Here is an 18,529-nt window from a genome sequence, read left to right as displayed (position 1 = left end):
CAGCCCGGCGGCTCGCCCCACAGCTCTTACCAAGGAGTTTCTGAATGCACGTCGACGACGCCATCCGCAGCCGCAAGTCCGTTCGCCGCTTCTTGCCCGATCCGGTCAGCCGCGACACGCTGGCCCACATCGTTGAAGTCGCCGGACGAGCGCCCAGCGGCAACAATATTCAGCCGTGGCAGGTTCACGTGGTGACGGGTGAGGCACTGCACCGGCTCAGCGCTTCCATTCTCGCCGCCTTCGACAGCGGCGAGGAGCATCAACCCGAGTACACCTACTACCCCACCCAGTGGTTCGAACCCTATCGCGAGCGCCGCCAGCGCTGCGGCTACGGCCTCTACGAAGCGTTGGGCATAAAGCGTGAAGACAAGGCCCGGCGCCACGAACAGATGCGCCGCAACTTTCACTTCTTCGACGCCCCGGTGGCCATGATCGTGACCATCGACCGACGCCTCGAGACCGGCAGCTACATGGATGCCGGCATGCTGATCCAGAGCCTGATGACCTCCGCCCGAGGCCAGGGCCTGCACACCTGCGCCCAGGCCGCGCTGGCCTGGTATCACCGGATCATCCGTGAACAGCTGGGGCTGGCCGACAGCGAACTGGTGCTGTGCGCCATCGCCGTGGGTCACGAAGATCCCGAGGCACCAGAGAATCACTTCATCACCGAGCGCGAGCCGGTGGAGAACTTGGCCACCTTTCACGGCTATTGAAGATAGCGCCAAGTCTCGCCAGGGGGCTGGTCAGCATCGCCGCGAGTGCCGCGGCGATGGCGGTCGCCGCCGCCAGCTACTGCCCCACCACCTGGTCGCGCCCCTTTGCCTTGGCGGCATAGAGATGCACGTCCGCATCCGCAAACATCTCGTTGAACCCTTGAGATTGCGGGTCCCCGACAGCGACACCCGCACTGATCGTCACGTGCACACTCTGGCTTTCCACCGACACAGGTTCCACACCTACGGCCAGGCGAAGCTTCTCGGCGCGGCGCCAGGCAGCACCGTCCCCGCAGTCGTAAAGCAGGACACAGAACTCCTCTCCCCCCAACCGGGCGACCAGGTCCTGTGCACGGACTGCCGAAAGCAACCGCTGGGTGACGGCGACGATGACCTGGTCCCCGACGGCATGCCCGTGGGCATCATTGATCGCCTTGAAGTTGTCGATATCGATGAGGACGAGGGCATACGGACGATCCAGGTTGCACAGAGCTTGGCGAACCCGTTCGAAGCGCTGCAGGAAATGGCGGCGGTTCGAGATACCGGTCAGGCTGTCCTGGTTGGCTAGCGCTTCGATTCGATGGTAGGCGGCCTCCCGGGATCGTTCCTGATAATACGCCGCGGCACCGAAGGCCATCATCGCGCCGAGGATATTGGTCAGGGCGGCCCCCGACAGCGCCGGCCAGTCGTTTCGGTAACTGAGGGTCAATGACAGGATGACTGCGAAAAAAACCAAGTAAACGGGCAAGCCCTTGCGCGTGCCGAGCAGGAAAAAATTGACGATAGCGAAGAAAACCGTCCATACCGCTGCAGAGACACCCGCCTGCACATACCAAAAGAAGAAGGCAGAGAGGAGACCGCAGGACAGGACCGTCACCCAAGCCGATCGCTCGATGTTACGGTTGACCCGCATATCTGCCAGCGCCAGCACGACGATGACGAAGAACCCCAGCTCGACGACCGCCAAAGGGATCGCCTTGAAGTAGAAGAAGTTGATCAAGGCATACGCCAGGGAGGTCAGCGCAACGATGATCAAGAAGCAGTTGGCCAGCCAGAATCGTCGCGAGTCCGCTCCCAAGTCAGTGTCGCTCTCGACCCGCCACCTACGCGCTAGTGGTGTGTTCATTGCTCCCCCGCCCCCTGATGTCGCCACTTCTCGAGAAAGTAGGCTTCACGAAAGCATGACCCCACCCGACGCTGACGATCATGTTTGCGAATGCTAACAGAGGTATATCGGCCGGGCTGCGGGGGCCTTGAGGTCACCCATCAACGCTCAAGACGAAGGTCGCATTGTGGCGATCGGGCGCAGCCTTCAGCCTTGAAACGAACTTGTGTACGCATTGCGTACGATCAACTCCCTCTGCAGCGTCACCAACCGGAAGCTCTTGCAAGGACCACCCCACATGACCGAACCCTGCGCAATCGTCACCGGCGGTGCCCGCAACATCGGCCAGGCCATCGCCCTGCGCCTGCAACGTGACGGCTATCGCACCATCGTGCTGGATATCGTCGAGCCCGAGGCGGAGTCGCTCAGAGCCGATGCGCGCCTGGTCGATCTCGCCGAGGTGGAAGCAACCCGCGAGGTACTCGCCGAAATCGTCGCGGCTCACAGCGTAAGCTGTCTGGTCAACAACGTGGGGATCGTCGCGCCGGCGCTGCTCGACGACACGCGAGTGGAGGACTTCGACCGCCTGATGCACCTCAACGTGCGCTCGGCGCTGATCTGCACCCAGGCGCTGTTGCCCGGCATGCGCGAACGCAACTACGGCCGTATCGTCATGAACGCCAGCCGCGTGGTGCTGGGCAAGGAGGCACGCAGCCTCTACAGCGCGACCAAGGGCGCGCTGCAATCCATGGCCCGCACCTGGGCGCTGGAGCTGGCCGGCGACGGCATCACCGTCAACTGCGTCGCCCCCGGCCCCATCGCCACCAGCGCCTTCTGGGAGAACAACCCGCCGGATTCGGAGCGCGCACGACGCATCATCGACAACATCCCGGCGCGGCGCATGGGCCAACCCGAGGACGTGGCCCAGGCGGTGAGCTTCTTCTGCGACGCACGCAGCGGCTTCGTCACCGGCCAGACCCTGTTCGTCTGCGGCGGCGTCAGCGTCGGCTGATCCGCGCTAGATCACATCGCGCTGGCGCAACTCGGCGATCTCCTCCGGCGTCTTGCCAAGCAGCCGCGCCAGCACGGCCTCGGTATCCTCGCCCAGTGCCGGCGGCGCCTTGCGATACTCCAGCCGGGTACGCGAGTACTTGATCGGGTTGGCCACGCCGGGCACCGGCCCGTGGCGCGACTCCAGCTCGATCTTCATTTCCCGCGCCTTGACCTGGGGGTCGTCGAAGACCTGAGCGATGTTCTGGATTGGCCCGCAGGGCACGGCGATCTCGCCCAGCAGCGCGATCCACTCGGCGGCGGTACGGCTGCGGGTGATCTCGACCATGATCGGTACCAGCTCGAGGCGATGCCGGACCCGCTCGGGATTGGTCGCAAAGCGCGGGTCCTCGGCCAGCTCGGGGCGCCCCACCGCCTGGCAGAAGCGCTGGAACTGGCCGTCGTTGCCGATGGCGATGATCACCTTCTCGCCGTCGGCGGTGGGAAACGGCTGATAGGGAACCAGGTTGGGATGGTACTCGCCGGTACGGGTGGGCGGCGTACCGCTGCAGAAGTAGTTCTGCGCCTGGTTGGCCAGCCAGCTCACCTGCACGTCGAGCAGGGCCATGTCGATGTACTGCCCTTCGCCGGTCAGGTGACGGTGGTGCAGCGCGCCGAGAATGGCGATGGTCGCGTTCATGCCGGTGGTCAGGTCCGCCACCGCCATGCCGACTCGCTGCGGCCCCGCGCCGGGCTCGCCGTCGGCGGCGCCGGTGATGCTCATCAGGCCGCCCTGGGCCTGGATCAGGTAGTCGTAGCCGGCCAGAGCGGCCATCGGCCCGGTCTGGCCAAAACCGGTGATGGAGCAGTAGATCAACCCGGGATTGATCGCCTCCAGGGTGGCGTAGTCGAGCCCCTTGCGCGCCAACCCGCCGCGCTTGAAGTTCTCCACCAGGATGTCGCTCTGGGCGGCCAGCTCACGGATCAGCGCCTGCCCTTCGGGCTGGCCCATGTCCACGGTCACCGAGTGCTTGCCGCGGTTGGCCGAGAGATAGTAGGCGGATTCGCGGGTCTCGTTGCCGCCGCGATCCTTGAGCCAGGGCGGGCCCCAGTGGCGCGTGTCGTCACCGCTCACCGGGCGCTCGACCTTGATCACCTCGGCGCCCATGTCGGCGAGTATCTGGGTACACCAAGGGCCGGCCATCACCCGGCTCAGGTCGAGCACGCGCAGGCCTGTCAGCGGTCCCGCCATATCACCTCTCCCGCTTCTTGCGTTGCGCCCGTGGGTGCGATACCGCTCACGGGCTCTCCTGCGTCACGCTGGCGCTGACGGACTGACGGCGCGCCGCGACATAGCGATAGATCGCCAGCAGGATCGAGCCCAGCGTCAGGGCGATGAAGAACCAGGTGATCGGACCGCGCACGAAGATCGAGAGATCGTTGTGCCCGATCAGCAGCGAGCGGCGCAGGTTGTCCTCGAACATCGGCCCGAGAATGAAGCCGATCAAGAATGGTGCCGCCGGAATCGCCGCCCGGTTGAAGATGTAGCCCAGCACGCCGAAGCCCAGCATCAGCCACACGTCGAAGGTGTCGTTGTTCACCGCGTAGGCACCGTAGACGCAGAACATCAGCACGATGGGGAAGAGGATCGACTTGGGAATGTCGGCGATCAGCGAGAAGTACTTGATCGCCCCGTTGCCCACCACCAGCAGCACCAGCGAACTGAACATGATGCCGACGAACAGCGCGTAGATCAGCGTCAGGTTCTCCTGAAACATGATCGGGCCCGGGGTCAGGCCGTGGACCATGAAGGCGCCGAGGATGATGGCGGTGATCACGTCGCCGGGGATGCCCAGCGACAGCAGCGGGATCATGGTCGCCCCAGCCACGCCGTTGTTGCCCGCCTCGGCGGCGGCCACGCCTTCCACCTCGCCCTTGCCGAAGTTGTCGCGGTTGGGCGAGCGGCGGCGGGCGTCGCTGTAGGAGATGAAGGCCGCGGCGGTGGCCCCGGTGCCGGGAATCGCGCCGATGATCACGCCGATCAGGCTGCCGCGAATGATGCTCTTCAGGCAGCGTTTGAGCTCCGCCAGGGTCATGCCCACCCCGCTGGCCTTGGCCTTGAGGTGCGGCAGCGCCTTCTTGCGATAGAACTCGATGATCTCGGGAATGGCGAACAGCCCGATCAGCAGCGGGATGAACGAGATGGAGTCCATCAGGTTGTAGTTGCCGAAGGTCAGCCGCTGGGAACCGTAGACCTCGTCCAGCCCCACCAGCGAGAGCAGGATGCCCATCAAGGCGGCAAGCAGGCCCTTGATCATCGAGCCGCTGGCCAGCGAGATGATGATGGTCAGCGAGAAGCAGATCAGCCAGAAGAACTCCGGCGCACCGAAGTTGAGCGCGATCTTGGCCAGGTAGGCGGCAAAGAAGATCAGCGCGATGTTGGAGATGAAGTCGGCGATCACCGAGGAGTAGAGCGCCGTCTTGAGCGCCTTCTTGGCGTGGCCCTGCTGGGCCATCGGGTAGCCGTCGAGCAGGGTGCAGGCGGAAGCCGGCGAGCCCGGGGTGCGAATCAGGATGGCCGTGATGGAGCCGCCGTACATGCCGCCCTTGTAGATGCCCACCAGCAGCAGGATGGCCGCCACCGGCTCCATGGTGAAGGTGAACGGCAGCGCCAGCGCGACCGCCATGGTCGCGGTCAGTCCTGGAATCGAGCCGACCACGACGCCGATGACCACCCCCAGCGCAATGGCCAGGAAGTTGTCCAGGCTGAGAAAGAGATGAAGGACTTCCGAAAACATATCCATGCATTCACCCAGGGGCAGTAGCGCCTGCCGTCAGAACGGCATCAGCGGCAGCGGTACGTTCATGACCTTCACGAAGACGAAGGCGACCGCGGCAGGTAACACGAAGGCCAGGCTGTAGACCCACCAGGTCCTGACCGGGTGAGCGGCGAACAGAATCAGCGTGGCCAGGATGCCGCTGATCACCGCCCCCAGCGCCTCGAACAGCGCCACGTAGACCACCAGCGCCGCCACCATCATGGCGAAACGCAGCCGGGGCCCCTTCTCGATGCGGCGTCCATCCTCCTTGTCGGTGTTGTCCACCAGCATTCCCTGCACGATCAGCAGGCAGGAGAAGAACAGCATCAACCCGCCCACGATGCGCGGTAGCCAGCGCGGCGACATCAGCGGGCTCTGCATGATGGGCGGCTCGCTGATGTAGTTGGGGATCAGATAGAACAGCAGGATGGCGGAAGCGACCAGCAGCACACACCCCGAGAGAACGTCTCCGGGGTCGCGAACCGCCATGACACGCTTTGACGACGAGGACGACATGACACCCTCCAGAGGACAGGTGAGGCGAGGACAGAGCCTCGCCTCAGCGAACGGTGAAAGCGGTCGACTCGCTTACTGACTGATGCCGGCCTGCTCGGCCACTTCCTGCCAGCGCTCGACCTCCTGGGCGATGAACTGCTTGAACTCCTCGCCGGCCACCTGGCCCGGCTCGGCACCCAGTTGGTCCGCGAAGCTGACGAATTCCTCGCGCTGCATCACGGCATCGAGCGCGGTGCGCATGGCCTCCTGAGCCTCCACGGAGAAGGACTCGTGAGCGATCAGGCCGAACCAGGCGGTGGTCACGAACTGGTCGAGGTTGTAGTCGCCGACTTCCACCAGGGTGGGCACATCGGGCAGATGCTCGGAACGCTCGGCGGAGGTCACCGCCAGCGCCTTGAGGTCGCCTGAGCGGATATGGGACAGCACGGTCGGCATGTTCTCGAAGGAGACGTCGACATCGCCTCCCAGCAGAGCCGGAAGTGCGGCACCGCTGCCGGCAAACGGCACGGCGGTCAGGTTGGTCTCGGTCAGCGTCTTGAACAGCTCTCCCGACATGTGAATGGAGCTACCCACGCCGCTGTGGCTGAAGGTCATGTTCTGCTCGCGCGCCGCCTCGACGAACTCTTCGACGCTGTCATAGGGGCTGCTGGCCGGCACCACCATCACGTTGGGGATATCGATCAGGTTCTGCAGGAAGACGAAATCCTCGACCGGATCGTAGTCGAGGTCGGGATAGATCGCCGCCCCGATGGTATGTCCGGGCGAGGCCATCAGGATGGTATGCGCGGCGTCGCGCCCACCGCGCGCCAGGCGACCGGTGGCCACGGTGGAACCCGCTCCCGGCCGATTCTCCACCACCACGTTGGCGTCGAGCTCATCCTGAAGCAGGTCGGCCACACGACGCGACAGTACGTCGGTGGTACCGCCCGGGGCATAGGGCACGACCAGACGCACGTCGCCGGTCGGCCACTCGTTGGCATGGGCAGTAGAAACGGACATTGCCACCGCCAGGCCACCACCGCATGCCGCAAGGCACACCTTTTTCAACAAGCTCTTTTGCACACCAGCCATCACGCCACCTCGCATCGTCGTTTGAAATTGTTCGCAAAGCGCACACTTATTCGTTATCGAATCGAGAGTACTGGGTTGCGCCCGGGCTCCAAACCCGACCTTAGTCTTAGCGAGTCTCTCGGCAGGCATGAAAAAGCCCGGGCCAACCACCACAGCCCGGGCAAGGAGGAGCAAGGAGGAGCAAGGAATAACGCTACTCGAGCGACTCGTAGGGCAGCCCGACGTAGTTCTCGGCGATGGTCTTGAGGCCGGCCTCCGAAGAGGTGAGATAGTCCAGTTCGGCCTGCTGCATGCGGGTCTCGAAGTCTTCCTCGTCGGAGAACTTGTGCAGCAACGAAGTCATCCACCAGGAGAATCGCTCAGCCTTCCAGATACGCTTCAGGCAGGTCTGCGAGTAGTTGGGGATCAGGTCGGTGCGGCCCTCCTGATACACCTTCACCATCAGCCGGTAGAGCGTGTTGACGTCGCTGGCGGCGAGGTTGAGTCCCTTGGCGCCGGTGGGCGGCACAATGTGGGCGGCGTCACCCACCAGGAACAGCCTGCCGTACTGCATGGGCTCGACCACGAAGCTGCGCAGTGGTGCGATGCTCTTCTCCAGCGCAGGGCCGGTGACCAGCTTGGCCGCCACCTCTTCGGGCAGGCGACGCTTGAGTTCCGCCCAGAAGCGCTCGTCGGACCAGTCCTCGACCTTCTCGTCAAGGGGCACCTGCACGTAATAGCGGCTGCGGGTCGCCGAGCGCATGCTGCACAGTGCGAAGCCGCGCTCGTGGCGGGCGTAGATCAGCTCGTCGGAGACCGGCGGCGTATCGGCCAGCAGGCCCAGCCAGCCGAACGGGTAGATCTTCTCGAACTCCTTGATGCGATCCTTGGGGATCGACTGGCGCGAGACACCGTGAAAGCCGTCGCAGCCGGCCACGTAGTCGCAGTCGAGGCGCACGGTCTCGCCGTTCTTGTCGAAGGTGACGTAGGGAGCGTCGCTTTCGAGGTCATGCGGCTGCACGTTGTCGGCCTCGTAGATCGTCGTGCCGCCGGCGGCCTCCCGCGCCTCCATCAGGTCGCGGGTCACTTCCGTCTGGCCGTAGACCATCACCGCCTTGCCGCCGGTCAGTCCGGCCAGGTCGATGCGTACGCGGCGGTTGTCGAAGGCCAGCTCGACGCCATCGTGAGGCAGGCCCTCCTCGTTCATGCGTGCGTCTACGCCCGCTTCGCGCAGTAGGTCGACCATGCCCTGTTCCAGCACGCCGGCACGAATGCGGCTGAGCACGTACTCGCCGCTCTTGCGTTCGAGGATCACGTTGTCGATGCCTTGGCGGCTCAGCAGCTGGCCGAGCAGCAGCCCGGAGGGGCCGGCACCGATGATGGCTACCTGGGTCTTCATGGAAAAAGCCTCATTATTGTCAGGGACGACACATGAGTTGCATTTTTCAATGAAAAGTCTCGGCTATTAAGGCAAGATAAATACCAATAGTTGGACTTTTCGCACATTCTTTATCGACTTTAGTCGTACTGGAGGGCCCGTAATGAACTCTCCCCACGCCTCGGTGCCCGTGTTCAAGCTCTACGGTGAGACCCACCCCTGGCCGACACCCGACCTGCTGCACTGCGAATCGATCCCCGAGCGCAGCCGGCTGCACGACTGGCACATCCGCCCCCACCGGCACGCCGACCTGGTGCACGTGCTGCACATCGCCAGCGGACAGGTCGAGCTGGAGCTGGAGGGCACCCAGCATGCCCTCAGCGGGCCGCTGGCCATCGTGGTGCCGGCCATGAGCATTCACGGCTTTCGCTTCTCGCAGGATATCGAAGGGCATATCGTCACCCTGGCCCAGCCGCTGGCCGAACAGCTCGGCCAGCAGCTCGAGGAGCAGGCCAAGGCGCTGCGTCAGGCCAACTACTTCCCGCTGGAACAGGCGGCCCAGGCGCACCGCCTGGCCACGCTGGTAGCGCAGATCGACACCGAGTACCGCCAGCCCGCCGCGGGCCGCGACCGCATGCTGGGTGCGCTGGTGCAGGCCTTGTGCGTGGAACTCGCGCGCCTGGCTGAGCCGCACGGCCCCGCTACCGCGGAGCCACGGAGCCGCGACCGCGGCCACGAGCACCTCGCCCAGTACCAGACGCTGATCGAGGCGCAGTACCGCCAGCAGCCCAGCGTCGAGCAGTTTGCCGAGTGGCTCGGCATGAGCAGCGCGCACCTCAATGCCCTGTGTCGCCGCCTGGCGAATCGCAGTGCGCTGCAGCTGCTCCACGAACGCCTGCTGCTGGAGGCCAAGCGCCAGCTCACCTACACCAACATGACCATCAGCCAGATCGCCGACAGCCTCGGCTTCTCCGAACCGGCCTATTTCACCCGCTTCTTCAAGCGCAATACCGGGCTCTCGCCGCGGGACTTCCGCCTGCGCCAGCACGCCGAAACCTCGCCCAAATGAAAAGGCCCCGGTCAGCTAGGCTGAACCGGGGCAGGAGATCAAAGGTGCGAGGTTATAGCATCCATAGCGACAGCACCGGGAAAGCAATCAACAGCGCCAGGCGCAGCAGGTCGGCGACGATGAAGGGCGCCACGCCGCGGTAGATCTCGCCCAGCCCCACATGGGGCGCCATCGCCTTGATCACGAACACGTTCATGCCCACCGGTGGCGTCACCAGCCCCAGCTCCACCGTCAGCACGGTGAGAATGCCGAACCACACCGGATCGATGCCGAGCATGGTGATGATCGGGAACACCACCGGCACCGTGATCACCAGCATGGCGATGGAATCCATGAACATGCCGAGCACGAAGTAGAGCAGCAGGATCAGCAGCAGAATGACGATGGTCGGCACGTCCAGCCCGCCGAGGAAGGTGCTGATGGTGAAGGAGATGCGCGACACCGAGATGAAGTAGCCCAGTGTCTCGGCCCCTACCAGCATGAAGAACACCACCGCCGAGAGTGCCAGGGTTTCCCGCACGCTCTGCCACAGCCCGGCCAGACGCATGCCCTTGTAGAAGGCGTAGAGCATGGTGGCGAAGGCGCCCACGCTGGCCCCTTCGGTGGGCGTGAACATCCCTTGGTAGATGCCGGCAATGATGATCACGAACACGGCGAAGAACGGCAGCAGCCCGGAAATCGAGCGCAGCTTCTCGCCCAGCGAGGTGGGCTCGCCCGGCACCGCCATATCGGGCCAGATGCGCATCACCACGCTCACCGTCAAAGCATAGAAGAGCAGCCCCATCAGGCCGGGGATGATGCCCGCCGCGAACATGTCGCCGACGGACTGCTCGGTGATCACGGCGTAGATCAGCAGCGCGATGCTGGGCGGGATCATGATGCCCAGGGTGCCGCCGGCGGCCAACGTGCCGGTGGCCAGCGAGCGCTTGTAGCCGTGCTTCTCCATCTCGGGCAGCGCCACCCGGGTCATGGTGCTGGCGGTGGCCAGCGACGAACCGGAAATGGCCGAGAACACCCCGCAGGAGCCCACCGTGGCGATCGCCATGCCGCCCTTCCAGCCGCCGCAGATGGTGCGCGTGGAGTTGAACAGCATGCCCGCCATGCCCGAATGGGCGGCCAGCACCCCCATCAGGATGAACATCGGAATGGCGCTGAAGCTGTAGCTCGAAAGTACGTCCACCGGTACCGACTTGACCATGGAGAGCGCCGCGCCCCAGGAGATCACCTGGGCAAAGCCCACCACGCCGACGATCAGCATCGCCAGCGCCACTGGCACCCGCAGAATCAGCAGTACCAGCAGGCCGATCAGGCCGATGCCACCGATCATCTCGCTACTCATGATGGACACCTCCCCCCTCGGTAGCGAAGAAGGCACCCAGGACGGCATGCAGCAGGCTGCGCAGCGCCAGCAGCGCACACAGCACGGCACCGAACTGGTAGATTGGCCCCATGGGAATCCGCAGATCCTGAGTCACCTGGCCACGCTGGGCGGCGATAGCAGCTTCCTGCCACAGGCCGATGGCCATGACCGTGCCCAGCACCACGAAGCCGAACAGGAACAGGCCGCCCAGGCGCTCCTTGAGCACCGGCGAAAGGCCGTGTGAGAAGGCCTCCACCACCACCTGGCTGCGCTCCACGCTGGCGGCCATGGCCGCCAGCAGCGAGAACATCAACAGATAGCGCACCAGCTCGACGCTGCCGATCACGCTCCAGTTGAGCGCCCCGCCTGAGAGGCGGAACGCCATGCGCAGCAGCACGTCGACGATGGTCACGCTCATCAGCGCCAGCAGCGCCAGACCCGCCACCAGCAGGCACAGGCGCCCCAACTGGCGGCTTGCGAACAGCAAGGGTTGCATCATGGCCTCCCGGCTCAGCCCTGCTCGACCGAGCAGGCCTCGCGCGCCGCCATAGCGGCTTCGTAGACTTCACGCGCGTTGTCCAGGCCGCGGCCTTCGAGCTCGCTCAGGTAGTTCTCGATCCCCGCCTGGAGCGGACCGGCCCAGTCGTCGTGCTCGAGCGGATTGTCGATCACGCGGATGGTGTGTCCGGCCTCCTCGGCTTCCTGCTTGCCGGCCTCATCCAGGCCGTCGAACACGCCGCCGGCCACTTCGCTCCACTGCATGCCCATGTTGGCCTCGATGGCCGCCTGCTGCTCGTCGCTCAGGCGGTCGAAGCTGCGCTGGTTCATGGTGGCGACGAAGATCAGCGAGTAGAACGGCACCTGGGTGTGATAGTTGGCCAGCTCGTTGAGGCGGAAGACCTTCATGCCCTCCCAGGGGAAGCTCAGGCCGTCGATCACGCCGCGCTGCAGCGAGGTGTAGATGTCCGGGGCCGGCATGCCGACCGGCTGGGCGCCGAGCTGCTCGAGCATCTCGCCGGCCACGGCGGTGGGACGGCGGATACGCAGGCCGGAAAGATCGGCGGGTGACTGGATGTCGTTGTCCACGGTGTGCAGGTACCCCGGCCCCGTGGTGAACATGAACAGTACCTTGGTGTCGTCGTACTCGCTGGCGATGTGGCCGTCGTCATAGAGGGTCTGCAGGATGCAGGCGCCCTGGCTGGCGGTATCGGAAACCCCCGGGAGCTCGACGATCTGCGACAGCGGGAAGCGGCCCGCGGTGTAGCCCTGGGCGGTGATGGCGATGTCGGAGATGCCGTTGACCGCGCCCTGATAGGCCTGATCGGCGCGGGTCAGGGTCTGGGACGGGTAGTTCTCGATTGTTAGCTCGCCGCCGGAAGCCTCCTGCACGGCCTCCGCCCAGGCCTGGAAGATCTCCTGGTTGATGCCGGAACCGTCCGGCCAGAAATGCGACATGCGCAGGGTGGTGGAGGCCTGCGCGGCGGAAGCGGCAGTGAGCCCAGCGATGGAAGCCGCCAGCAGGCAGCGAGACAGGACACGGTTCATGGGTGCCTCCAAGGGTCGTTGTAGTCGATTTGCAGTGCCATTGTTCGCAACACGAACACACGTTCGGCTTAGCGACTAAGCTACCCCACCACTGCCCCACCCGATAATCGACATTAGTCTATGTCGCTTGGATTTTTCGTTGCTCTAAAAGAAGAAACAGCGCTTCAGGTCTTATTTATGTGGACTATCGATAACTTTTATTGGACTTTTGGAATCCCGAGCCAGCCGGAGGATTCACCCCAGCCCCCATAGCTCGCCGTAGCGCAGGCCGATGAAGGCGTGCTCGCGCATCAGCATCTCGGCGCGGGCACCCTCGCCGTGGCGCAGCGCCTGAAACACCAGCTCGTGCTGGGTCTGGGCCAGCTGCAGCTTGCGGTACTCCCGATCGAGCGCCTCGCTGTCGATGACGATGGAATCCGCGGCGGCAAAGGGCAGATGGTTGTTGCGGGCGATGGCGTCGCCGATCACCGGGCTGCCGGCCGAGCCGACGATGGTTTCGTGGAAGCGCCGATTGAGCTCGCTCCAGACGTCGACGTCACGCTCCTCCAGGTAGCCCTTGGCCAGCAGATCGCGCCCCTTTTGGATCCAAACCGTCAGCTCCTCGGCCAGCTCCGGGCTCAACCCCTGCTCCGCCAGGCGCCGTGCCGCCAGCCCCTCCAGCACCCCGCGCACTTCCACCGCGCAGAGCACGTCCGCCTCGGTGAACTCCCGCACCATGAAGCCGCGCTTGCCGGCCCGCTGCAGCAGCCCCTCCTGCTCCAGGGTGCGGAAGGCCAGGCGCACCGGGGTGCGCGAGACGCCCAACTGCTCCGCCACCGCCACCTCACCGATACGTTCACCGGGCTGATAGAAGCCTTCGCCGATCAGCTTGCGCAACCGGCTCACCACGCTCTTGTCGCTGTCGCTCACTCGATCACCACCCTTGCTGCCCTTTCGAAATTAACAATGGATCCAACTAAAGCATAAGTTGACCATCATCAGGCTGAAAAGCTCTACTTTGGATCCAAACACAATATTCACGACCGTGACCGAGCGCGGCTTCACGCCGCCGGCATGCCGGCCCCTGCCGAGGAGAGAACCATGAGTCAACAGGCCCCCTTCCCCAAGAACACCTGGTACGTCGCCTGCACCCCGGACGAGATCACGGACAAGCCGCTGGGGCGCACCATCTGCAACGAGCCCATCGTACTCTTTCGCGGCGACGAAGGCCGCGTTGCCGCAGCGGAGGACTTCTGCCCGCACCGCGGTGCCCCGCTGTCGCTGGGCTTCGTGCGCGACGGCAAGCTGGTTTGCGGCTACCACGGCCTGGAGATGGGCTGCGACGGCAAGTGCGCCGGCATGCCCGGCCAGCGCGTACGTGGCTTCCCCAGCATCCGCGCCTACCCGGTCGAGGAGCGCCACGGCTTCGTGTGGCTGTGGCCAGGGGATCCCGAGCAGGCCGACCCGAGCCTGATCCCCGAGCTCCACTGGGCCAACAGCCCCGACTGGGCCTACGGCGGCGGGCTCTACCACATCCACTGCGAATACCGCCTGATGATCGACAACCTCATGGACCTGACCCATGAGACCTACGTGCACGCCTCCAGCATCGGCCAGCCAGAGATCGAGGAGGCCGCCCCCGAGACCACCGTGGAGGGCGACGAGGTCATCACCAGCCGCCACATGGAAAACATTCCGGCACCGCCCTTCTGGCAGGCGGCCCTGCGTGGCTGCGGCCTGGCCGACGACGTGCCGGTGGATCGCTGGCAGATCTGCCGCTTTACCCCGCCGAGCCACGTGCTGATCGAGGTGGGCGTGGCCCACGCCGGCAACGGTGGCTACGACGCCCCAGCGGCGGTCAAGGCATCGAGCATCGTGGTCGACTTCATTACCCCCGAGACCGACACCTCGATCTGGTACTTCTGGGGCATGGCGCGCAACTTCAAGCCAGAGGACGGCGAGCTCACCGAAAAGATCCGCGAGGGCCAGGGCAAGATCTTCGCCGAGGACCTGGAGATGCTCGAGGCCCAGCAGCGCAACCTGCTGCGCTATCCGGAGCGCCAGCTGCTCAAGCTCAACATCGACGGCGGCGGCGTACAGGCCAGACGCATCATCGACCGCATCCTCACCGAGGAGCGAACCGCCAGGGAGGGCGTCACCCCATGAGCAGCGTTCCTCTCTCGCTGATCGTCGAGGTCAAGGCGCGCCACGACGAGGCCCGGGACATCGTCACCTTCGAGCTGGCCGACCCTCACGGTCGGCCGCTGCCGGCGTTCAGCGCCGGCGCCCATCTCGACGTGCAGGTCAGAAGCGGCCTGATTCGCCAGTACTCGCTGTGCAACCACCCCGAGGAGCGCGACCGCTACCTGATCGGCGTGCTGCGCGACCCCGCCTCCCGGGGCGGCTCGGTGGCCATGCACGAGGAGATCCAGGTCGGCGACCTTATTCAGATCAGCGCGCCCAAGAATCATTTTCCGCTCAAGCCGGCAGCGCGCACCCTGCTGCTGGCCGGCGGTATCGGCATCACGCCGCTGCTGTGCATGGCCGAGCGCCTTGCCCACACCGATGCCGAGTTCGAGCTGCACTACTGCACGCGCTCGCCGGAGCGCACCGCCTTTCGTCGGCGCATCGCCGAGTCCGGCTTCGCCGAGCGGGTCCACTTCCACTTCGACGATGGCGCAGCGGAGCAGAAGCTGGACCTCGAGACGCTGGTCGCCACGCCGGATCCCGACGCCCGGGTCTACGTCTGCGGCCCCACCGGCTTCATCGAGGCGGTGCTCACGGCCTGCAAGGCGGCGGGCTGGCCCAGCGAACGGCTGCACACCGAGTACTTCGCCGGCGCCGTGACCGACACCGCCGACGACGACAGTTTCGAGGTCAAGATCGCCAGCAGCGGCGCCAGCTTCACCGTGCCCGCCGACAAGACGGTGCATCAGGTGCTGGCCGAGAACGGCATCGAGATCATGGTCTCCTGCGAACAGGGCGTCTGCGGCACCTGCCTGACCCGGGTGCTGGAGGGCGAGCCCGACCACCGCGACCTCTACCTGGACGACGACGAGCACGCCGCCAACGACCAGTTCACCCCCTGCTGTTCGCGGGCCAAGAGCAAGGTTCTGGTGCTGGACCTGTAGGTGCTTCACATGACGACACCCATAACGACAAGAGGAACATCCCCATGACACCCAGCAAGATCGTCACCGGTATCGCTTTGGCAACCACGCTGCTGGCCGCACCGGCTCTCGCCGAGGCCACCACCCTGCGTATCGCCCACGTCTGGCCCGGCGGCTCGCTGATCGACCGCGAGCTGTTCCAGGCCTGGGCGGAGAGCGTCGAAGAGGCCTCCGAGGGCCGCCTGCAGGTGCAGATCTTCCCCGGCGCCACCCTCACCGGTGCCGACAACGCCTACCAGGGCGTGGTCAACGGCATCGCCGACATCGGCGCCACCGCCCAGGGCTACAACGCCGGTCGCTTCCCGCTGACCCAGGTGGTCGAGCTGCCCGGCGTCTCGGCCAGCAGCCGCCAGGGCTCGTGCATCCTGCAGTCGCTCTACGAGCAGGGCCACTTCGACGAGGAGTATTCCGATACCCGGCCGCTGTTCATGTTCACCACCGGCCCCGGCTACCTGCACACCAAGGAGCGCCTGATCGAGACGCCGGCGGACCTGGAAGGGCTGCGCCTGCGCCGTCCCACGCCGGTGGTCGGCGACATGTTCACCCGACTCGGCGCCCAGGCCGTGGGCATGCCGGCGCCGGAAGTGTTCACCTCCATGCAGCGCGGCGTGGTGGACGGGCTGAGCTTCAACTGGGAGGGCATGAAGACCTTCCGCCTCAACGAGCTGGCCAGCTACCACACCGAAGTGCCGCTGTACGACCTGTCGCTGTTCGCCACCATGAACCAGCGCACCTACGACAGCCTGCCCGAAGACCTGCAGCAGGTGATCGACGACCACAGCGGCCTGGAGTGGTCACTGCGCGCCGCCGAGGTCTATGACGAGCTGATCCGTCAGGGCCGCCAGGACGCCGAAGAGGCCGGCCACGAGTTTCTGGTCATCGAGGATGCCCTCGAGCATCCCGACTGGGGGCCGGTGCTGAACGAGACCATCGAACGTTACCTGGACGAAGTCGGCGAGGAAGGCCGGGAGATCTACGAAGCCGCCCTCGCGCTACAGGACGAGTGCCGCGGCTGAGTTCATCGCTAGTCGCTTCACTCGCCATACTCTACCCGCCACCCTCCATTCGCTAAGTCACCCTTCGTTACGGCAGCCCTCGGGCTGCCGTCTTCGTTTCTCCTCCAGAACGCTTCTTGCAAGACTAAAGTCGAAGAAAGGTAGGAATGACCCGGCTCGGCGACTGCTGTACTCTATCTATTGTTTAGTTACACAACAGTATCTTCGAACAACAAGCGCTCAGCTTGACGATTATTGCCGAGGCACACATGACCGAAACGCTCGTCAAGACGACTCTGGACGACACCATCTACACCATCACCCTGGCGCGCCCGGAGAAGCGTAATGCCGTCAGCGACCGTCTGCTCAGCGCCCTGGAAGAGGCCCTGGTGGCAACGCCGGAAGAGGCCCGGGTCATCGTCCTGGCCGCCGAGGGCAAGCACTTCTGCGCCGGTCTGGACCTCGCCGAACATCAGCATCGCGACCCCTTCGGCGTGGTGCAGCATTCGCGCGGCTGGCACCGCCTCTTCGATCGCCTGCAGAACGGCGGCCTGCCGGTGGTGACCGCCATGCAGGGGGCCGTCATCGGCGGCGGGCTGGAGTTGGCCACCGCCACCCATGTGCGGGTCGCCGAGTCCAGCACCGTCTATCAGCTGCCGGAAGGGCGTCACGGCATCTTCGTCGGCGGTGGCGCCTCGGTGCGGGTCTCCAACATCATCGGCCCCGGCCGCATGTGCGAAATGATGCTCACCGGCCGCGTCATGGACGCCGACGAGGGCCAGCGTCTCGGCCTCTCCCACTACGTGGTCGGAAACGGCGAGAGTCTCGACAAAGCCCGCCAGCTTGCCGCGCGCATCGCCGAGAACGCGCCAATGGCCAACTGGGCCATGGTCTCAGCCATCTCGCGCATCGACAACATGGCCAGCGACGACGGCCTGTTCGTGGAATCGCTCACCGCCGCCCTGACCCAGACCAGCCCCGAGGTGGCCGAGCGCATCGGCAACTTCTTCAAGCACAAGGGCCAGGGCCCACGTACCTGAGGAAAGCATCATGAAATTCCAGGACAACACCTTCATCGTCACCGGTGGCGCCTCGGGGCTGGGTGAAGCCACCGCCCGCGCCCTGCACGATGCCGGCGGCAACGTGGTGATCGCCGATCTCAATGCCGAGCGCGGCGAAGCGCTGGCGGACGAGCTGAACGCCAGGAGCGCCACCGACCGCGCGCTGTTCCGCCGCACCGACGTTACCAGCGAGGCTGATGCCCAGGCCGCGGTGGCGCTGGCCGTGGACACCTTCGGCGGCCTGCACGGGCTGATCAACTGCGCCGGAGTCGGCGACCCCGCCAAGGTGGTCGATCGCCACGGCGAGCCGCTGCCGCTGGACGCCTTCGCCCGCATCGTCAACATCAACCTGCTGGGCACCTTCAACATGCTGCGCCTGGCCGCCGCCGCCATGGCCAAGGGCGAGCCCCAGGCCGACGGCGAGCGCGGAGTGATCGTCAACACCGCCTCGGTAGCCGCCTTCGACGGCCAGATCGGCCAGCCCGCCTATGCCGCCTCCAAGGGCGGCATCGTCGCCATGACCCTGCCCATCGCCCGGGAGATGGCCCGCCACGGCATTCGCGTCATGACCATCGCCCCGGGGCTGTTCAGAACCCCGCTGATGGAGGCGCTGCCGGAAGAGGCGCAGCAGTCCCTGGCCGCGTCCATCCCCTTCCCCAACCGCCTGGGCGAGCCCGACGAATTCGCCCGCCTGGCCTGCCATATCGTCGACAACCCCATGCTCAACGGGGAGACCATTCGGGTGGATGGGGCGATCCGGATGGCTCCGAGGTAAGGAA

18 protein-coding genes are annotated in these 18,529 nt (G+C 65.3%); 8 read left to right on the top strand and 10 right to left on the bottom strand.

Annotated features, from left to right (window positions below):
• Window positions 1-44: 44 nt before the first annotated feature.
• Window positions 45-713: a nitroreductase gene (locus HOP53_RS20370; RefSeq protein WP_234271695.1), complete on the top strand. Its 669-nt coding sequence runs from the start codon at window positions 45-47 to the stop codon at window positions 711-713.
• Window positions 714-789: 76 nt separating this feature from the next.
• Here HOP53_RS20370 and HOP53_RS20365 read toward each other — a convergent pair whose 3' ends face one another.
• On the bottom strand, window positions 790-1,839 hold the full coding sequence (locus HOP53_RS20365; protein ID WP_234271694.1) for a GGDEF domain-containing protein: 1,050 nt from the start codon (window positions 1,837-1,839) through the stop codon (window positions 790-792).
• A gap of 277 nt (window positions 1,840-2,116) precedes the next feature.
• Between HOP53_RS20365 and HOP53_RS20360 the strand changes: the two genes are divergently transcribed.
• A complete protein-coding gene (locus tag HOP53_RS20360; protein ID WP_234271693.1) occupies window positions 2,117-2,830 on the top strand; it encodes an SDR family NAD(P)-dependent oxidoreductase in 714 nt (237 codons plus the stop codon).
• A 6-nt stretch (window positions 2,831-2,836) separates the two neighbouring features.
• Here the strand turns inward: HOP53_RS20360 and HOP53_RS20355 are convergent, their stop codons facing one another.
• The 5 genes from HOP53_RS20355 to pobA all read right to left on the bottom strand — a co-directional run bounded on the left by HOP53_RS20355 (window position 2,837) and on the right by pobA (window position 8,592).
• Window positions 2,837-4,060 (bottom strand): CaiB/BaiF CoA transferase family protein, encoded by a 1,224-nt coding sequence (locus HOP53_RS20355; protein WP_234271692.1) that lies wholly within the window; start codon window positions 4,058-4,060, stop codon window positions 2,837-2,839.
• 46 nt (window positions 4,061-4,106) lie between these two features.
• Window positions 4,107-5,612, bottom strand: coding sequence for a tripartite tricarboxylate transporter permease (locus HOP53_RS20350; protein WP_234271691.1), 1,506 nt, complete (start codon window positions 5,610-5,612; stop codon window positions 4,107-4,109).
• 30 nt (window positions 5,613-5,642) lie between these two features.
• Window positions 5,643-6,143 carry a tripartite tricarboxylate transporter TctB family protein gene (locus tag HOP53_RS20345; protein WP_234271690.1) on the bottom strand — a complete coding sequence of 167 codons (501 nt, stop codon included), beginning with the start codon at window positions 6,141-6,143 and terminating at the stop codon, window positions 5,643-5,645.
• Between the two features lie 72 nt (window positions 6,144-6,215).
• Complete coding sequence (locus HOP53_RS20340) at window positions 6,216-7,142, bottom strand: Bug family tripartite tricarboxylate transporter substrate binding protein (RefSeq protein ID WP_234271689.1); 927 nt, start codon at window positions 7,140-7,142, stop codon at window positions 6,216-6,218.
• A gap of 265 nt (window positions 7,143-7,407) precedes the next feature.
• On the bottom strand, window positions 7,408-8,592 hold the full coding sequence (pobA, locus tag HOP53_RS20335) for a 4-hydroxybenzoate 3-monooxygenase (protein WP_234271688.1): 1,185 nt from the start codon (window positions 8,590-8,592) through the stop codon (window positions 7,408-7,410).
• Between the two features lie 142 nt (window positions 8,593-8,734).
• Here pobA and HOP53_RS20330 point away from each other — a divergent pair, with 142 nt between their 5' ends.
• Window positions 8,735-9,640, top strand: a complete 906-nt coding sequence (locus HOP53_RS20330; protein WP_234271687.1) for a helix-turn-helix domain-containing protein — start codon at window positions 8,735-8,737, stop codon at window positions 9,638-9,640.
• 52 nt (window positions 9,641-9,692) lie between these two features.
• On the opposite strand, the gene HOP53_RS20325 is transcribed toward HOP53_RS20330, so the two are convergent.
• From HOP53_RS20325 to HOP53_RS20310, 4 genes are all read right to left on the bottom strand, one after another.
• On the bottom strand, window positions 9,693-10,979 hold the full coding sequence (locus HOP53_RS20325; RefSeq protein ID WP_103969816.1) for a TRAP transporter large permease: 1,287 nt from the start codon (window positions 10,977-10,979) through the stop codon (window positions 9,693-9,695).
• Window positions 10,972-11,496, bottom strand: coding sequence for a TRAP transporter small permease (locus tag HOP53_RS20320; protein WP_234271686.1), 525 nt, complete (start codon window positions 11,494-11,496; stop codon window positions 10,972-10,974). Before HOP53_RS20320 ends, HOP53_RS20325 begins: the two co-directional genes overlap by 8 nt.
• A gap of 14 nt (window positions 11,497-11,510) precedes the next feature.
• Window positions 11,511-12,545 (bottom strand): TRAP transporter substrate-binding protein, encoded by a 1,035-nt coding sequence (locus HOP53_RS20315; protein WP_234271685.1) that lies wholly within the window; start codon window positions 12,543-12,545, stop codon window positions 11,511-11,513.
• A 234-nt stretch (window positions 12,546-12,779) separates the two neighbouring features.
• The gene (locus HOP53_RS20310; RefSeq protein ID WP_234271684.1) at window positions 12,780-13,454 is read right to left on the bottom strand and encodes a GntR family transcriptional regulator; all 675 of its coding nucleotides are present in this window, start codon (window positions 13,452-13,454) and stop codon (window positions 12,780-12,782) included.
• Window positions 13,455-13,625: 171 nt separating this feature from the next.
• Between HOP53_RS20310 and HOP53_RS20305 the strand changes: the two genes are divergently transcribed.
• The 5 genes from HOP53_RS20305 to HOP53_RS20285 all read left to right on the top strand — a co-directional run bounded on the left by HOP53_RS20305 (window position 13,626) and on the right by HOP53_RS20285 (window position 18,525).
• Window positions 13,626-14,690 carry an aromatic ring-hydroxylating dioxygenase subunit alpha gene (locus HOP53_RS20305; RefSeq protein WP_234271683.1) on the top strand — a complete coding sequence of 355 codons (1,065 nt, stop codon included), beginning with the start codon at window positions 13,626-13,628 and terminating at the stop codon, window positions 14,688-14,690.
• The gene (locus tag HOP53_RS20300) at window positions 14,687-15,655 is read left to right on the top strand and encodes a PDR/VanB family oxidoreductase (RefSeq protein WP_234271682.1); all 969 of its coding nucleotides are present in this window, start codon (window positions 14,687-14,689) and stop codon (window positions 15,653-15,655) included. Before HOP53_RS20305 ends, HOP53_RS20300 begins: the two co-directional genes overlap by 4 nt.
• Before the next feature lie 44 nt (window positions 15,656-15,699).
• Window positions 15,700-16,710, top strand: a complete 1,011-nt coding sequence (locus HOP53_RS20295; RefSeq protein ID WP_234271681.1) for a TRAP transporter substrate-binding protein — start codon at window positions 15,700-15,702, stop codon at window positions 16,708-16,710.
• 248 nt (window positions 16,711-16,958) lie between these two features.
• Complete coding sequence (locus HOP53_RS20290) at window positions 16,959-17,729, top strand: crotonase/enoyl-CoA hydratase family protein (RefSeq protein ID WP_234271680.1); 771 nt, start codon at window positions 16,959-16,961, stop codon at window positions 17,727-17,729.
• A gap of 10 nt (window positions 17,730-17,739) precedes the next feature.
• Window positions 17,740-18,525, top strand: coding sequence for an SDR family NAD(P)-dependent oxidoreductase (locus tag HOP53_RS20285; protein WP_234271679.1), 786 nt, complete (start codon window positions 17,740-17,742; stop codon window positions 18,523-18,525).
• Window positions 18,526-18,529 lie beyond the last annotated feature (4 nt).

Origin of the sequence: Billgrantia ethanolica (assembly GCF_021404305.1) — a bacterium.
In the GTDB taxonomy this organism is placed as follows: Bacteria; Pseudomonadota; Gammaproteobacteria; order Pseudomonadales; family Halomonadaceae; genus Halomonas; species Halomonas ethanolica.
Note: the sequence above shows the minus strand (reverse complement) of the source record. Positions and strands in the feature narration are given on the sequence as shown.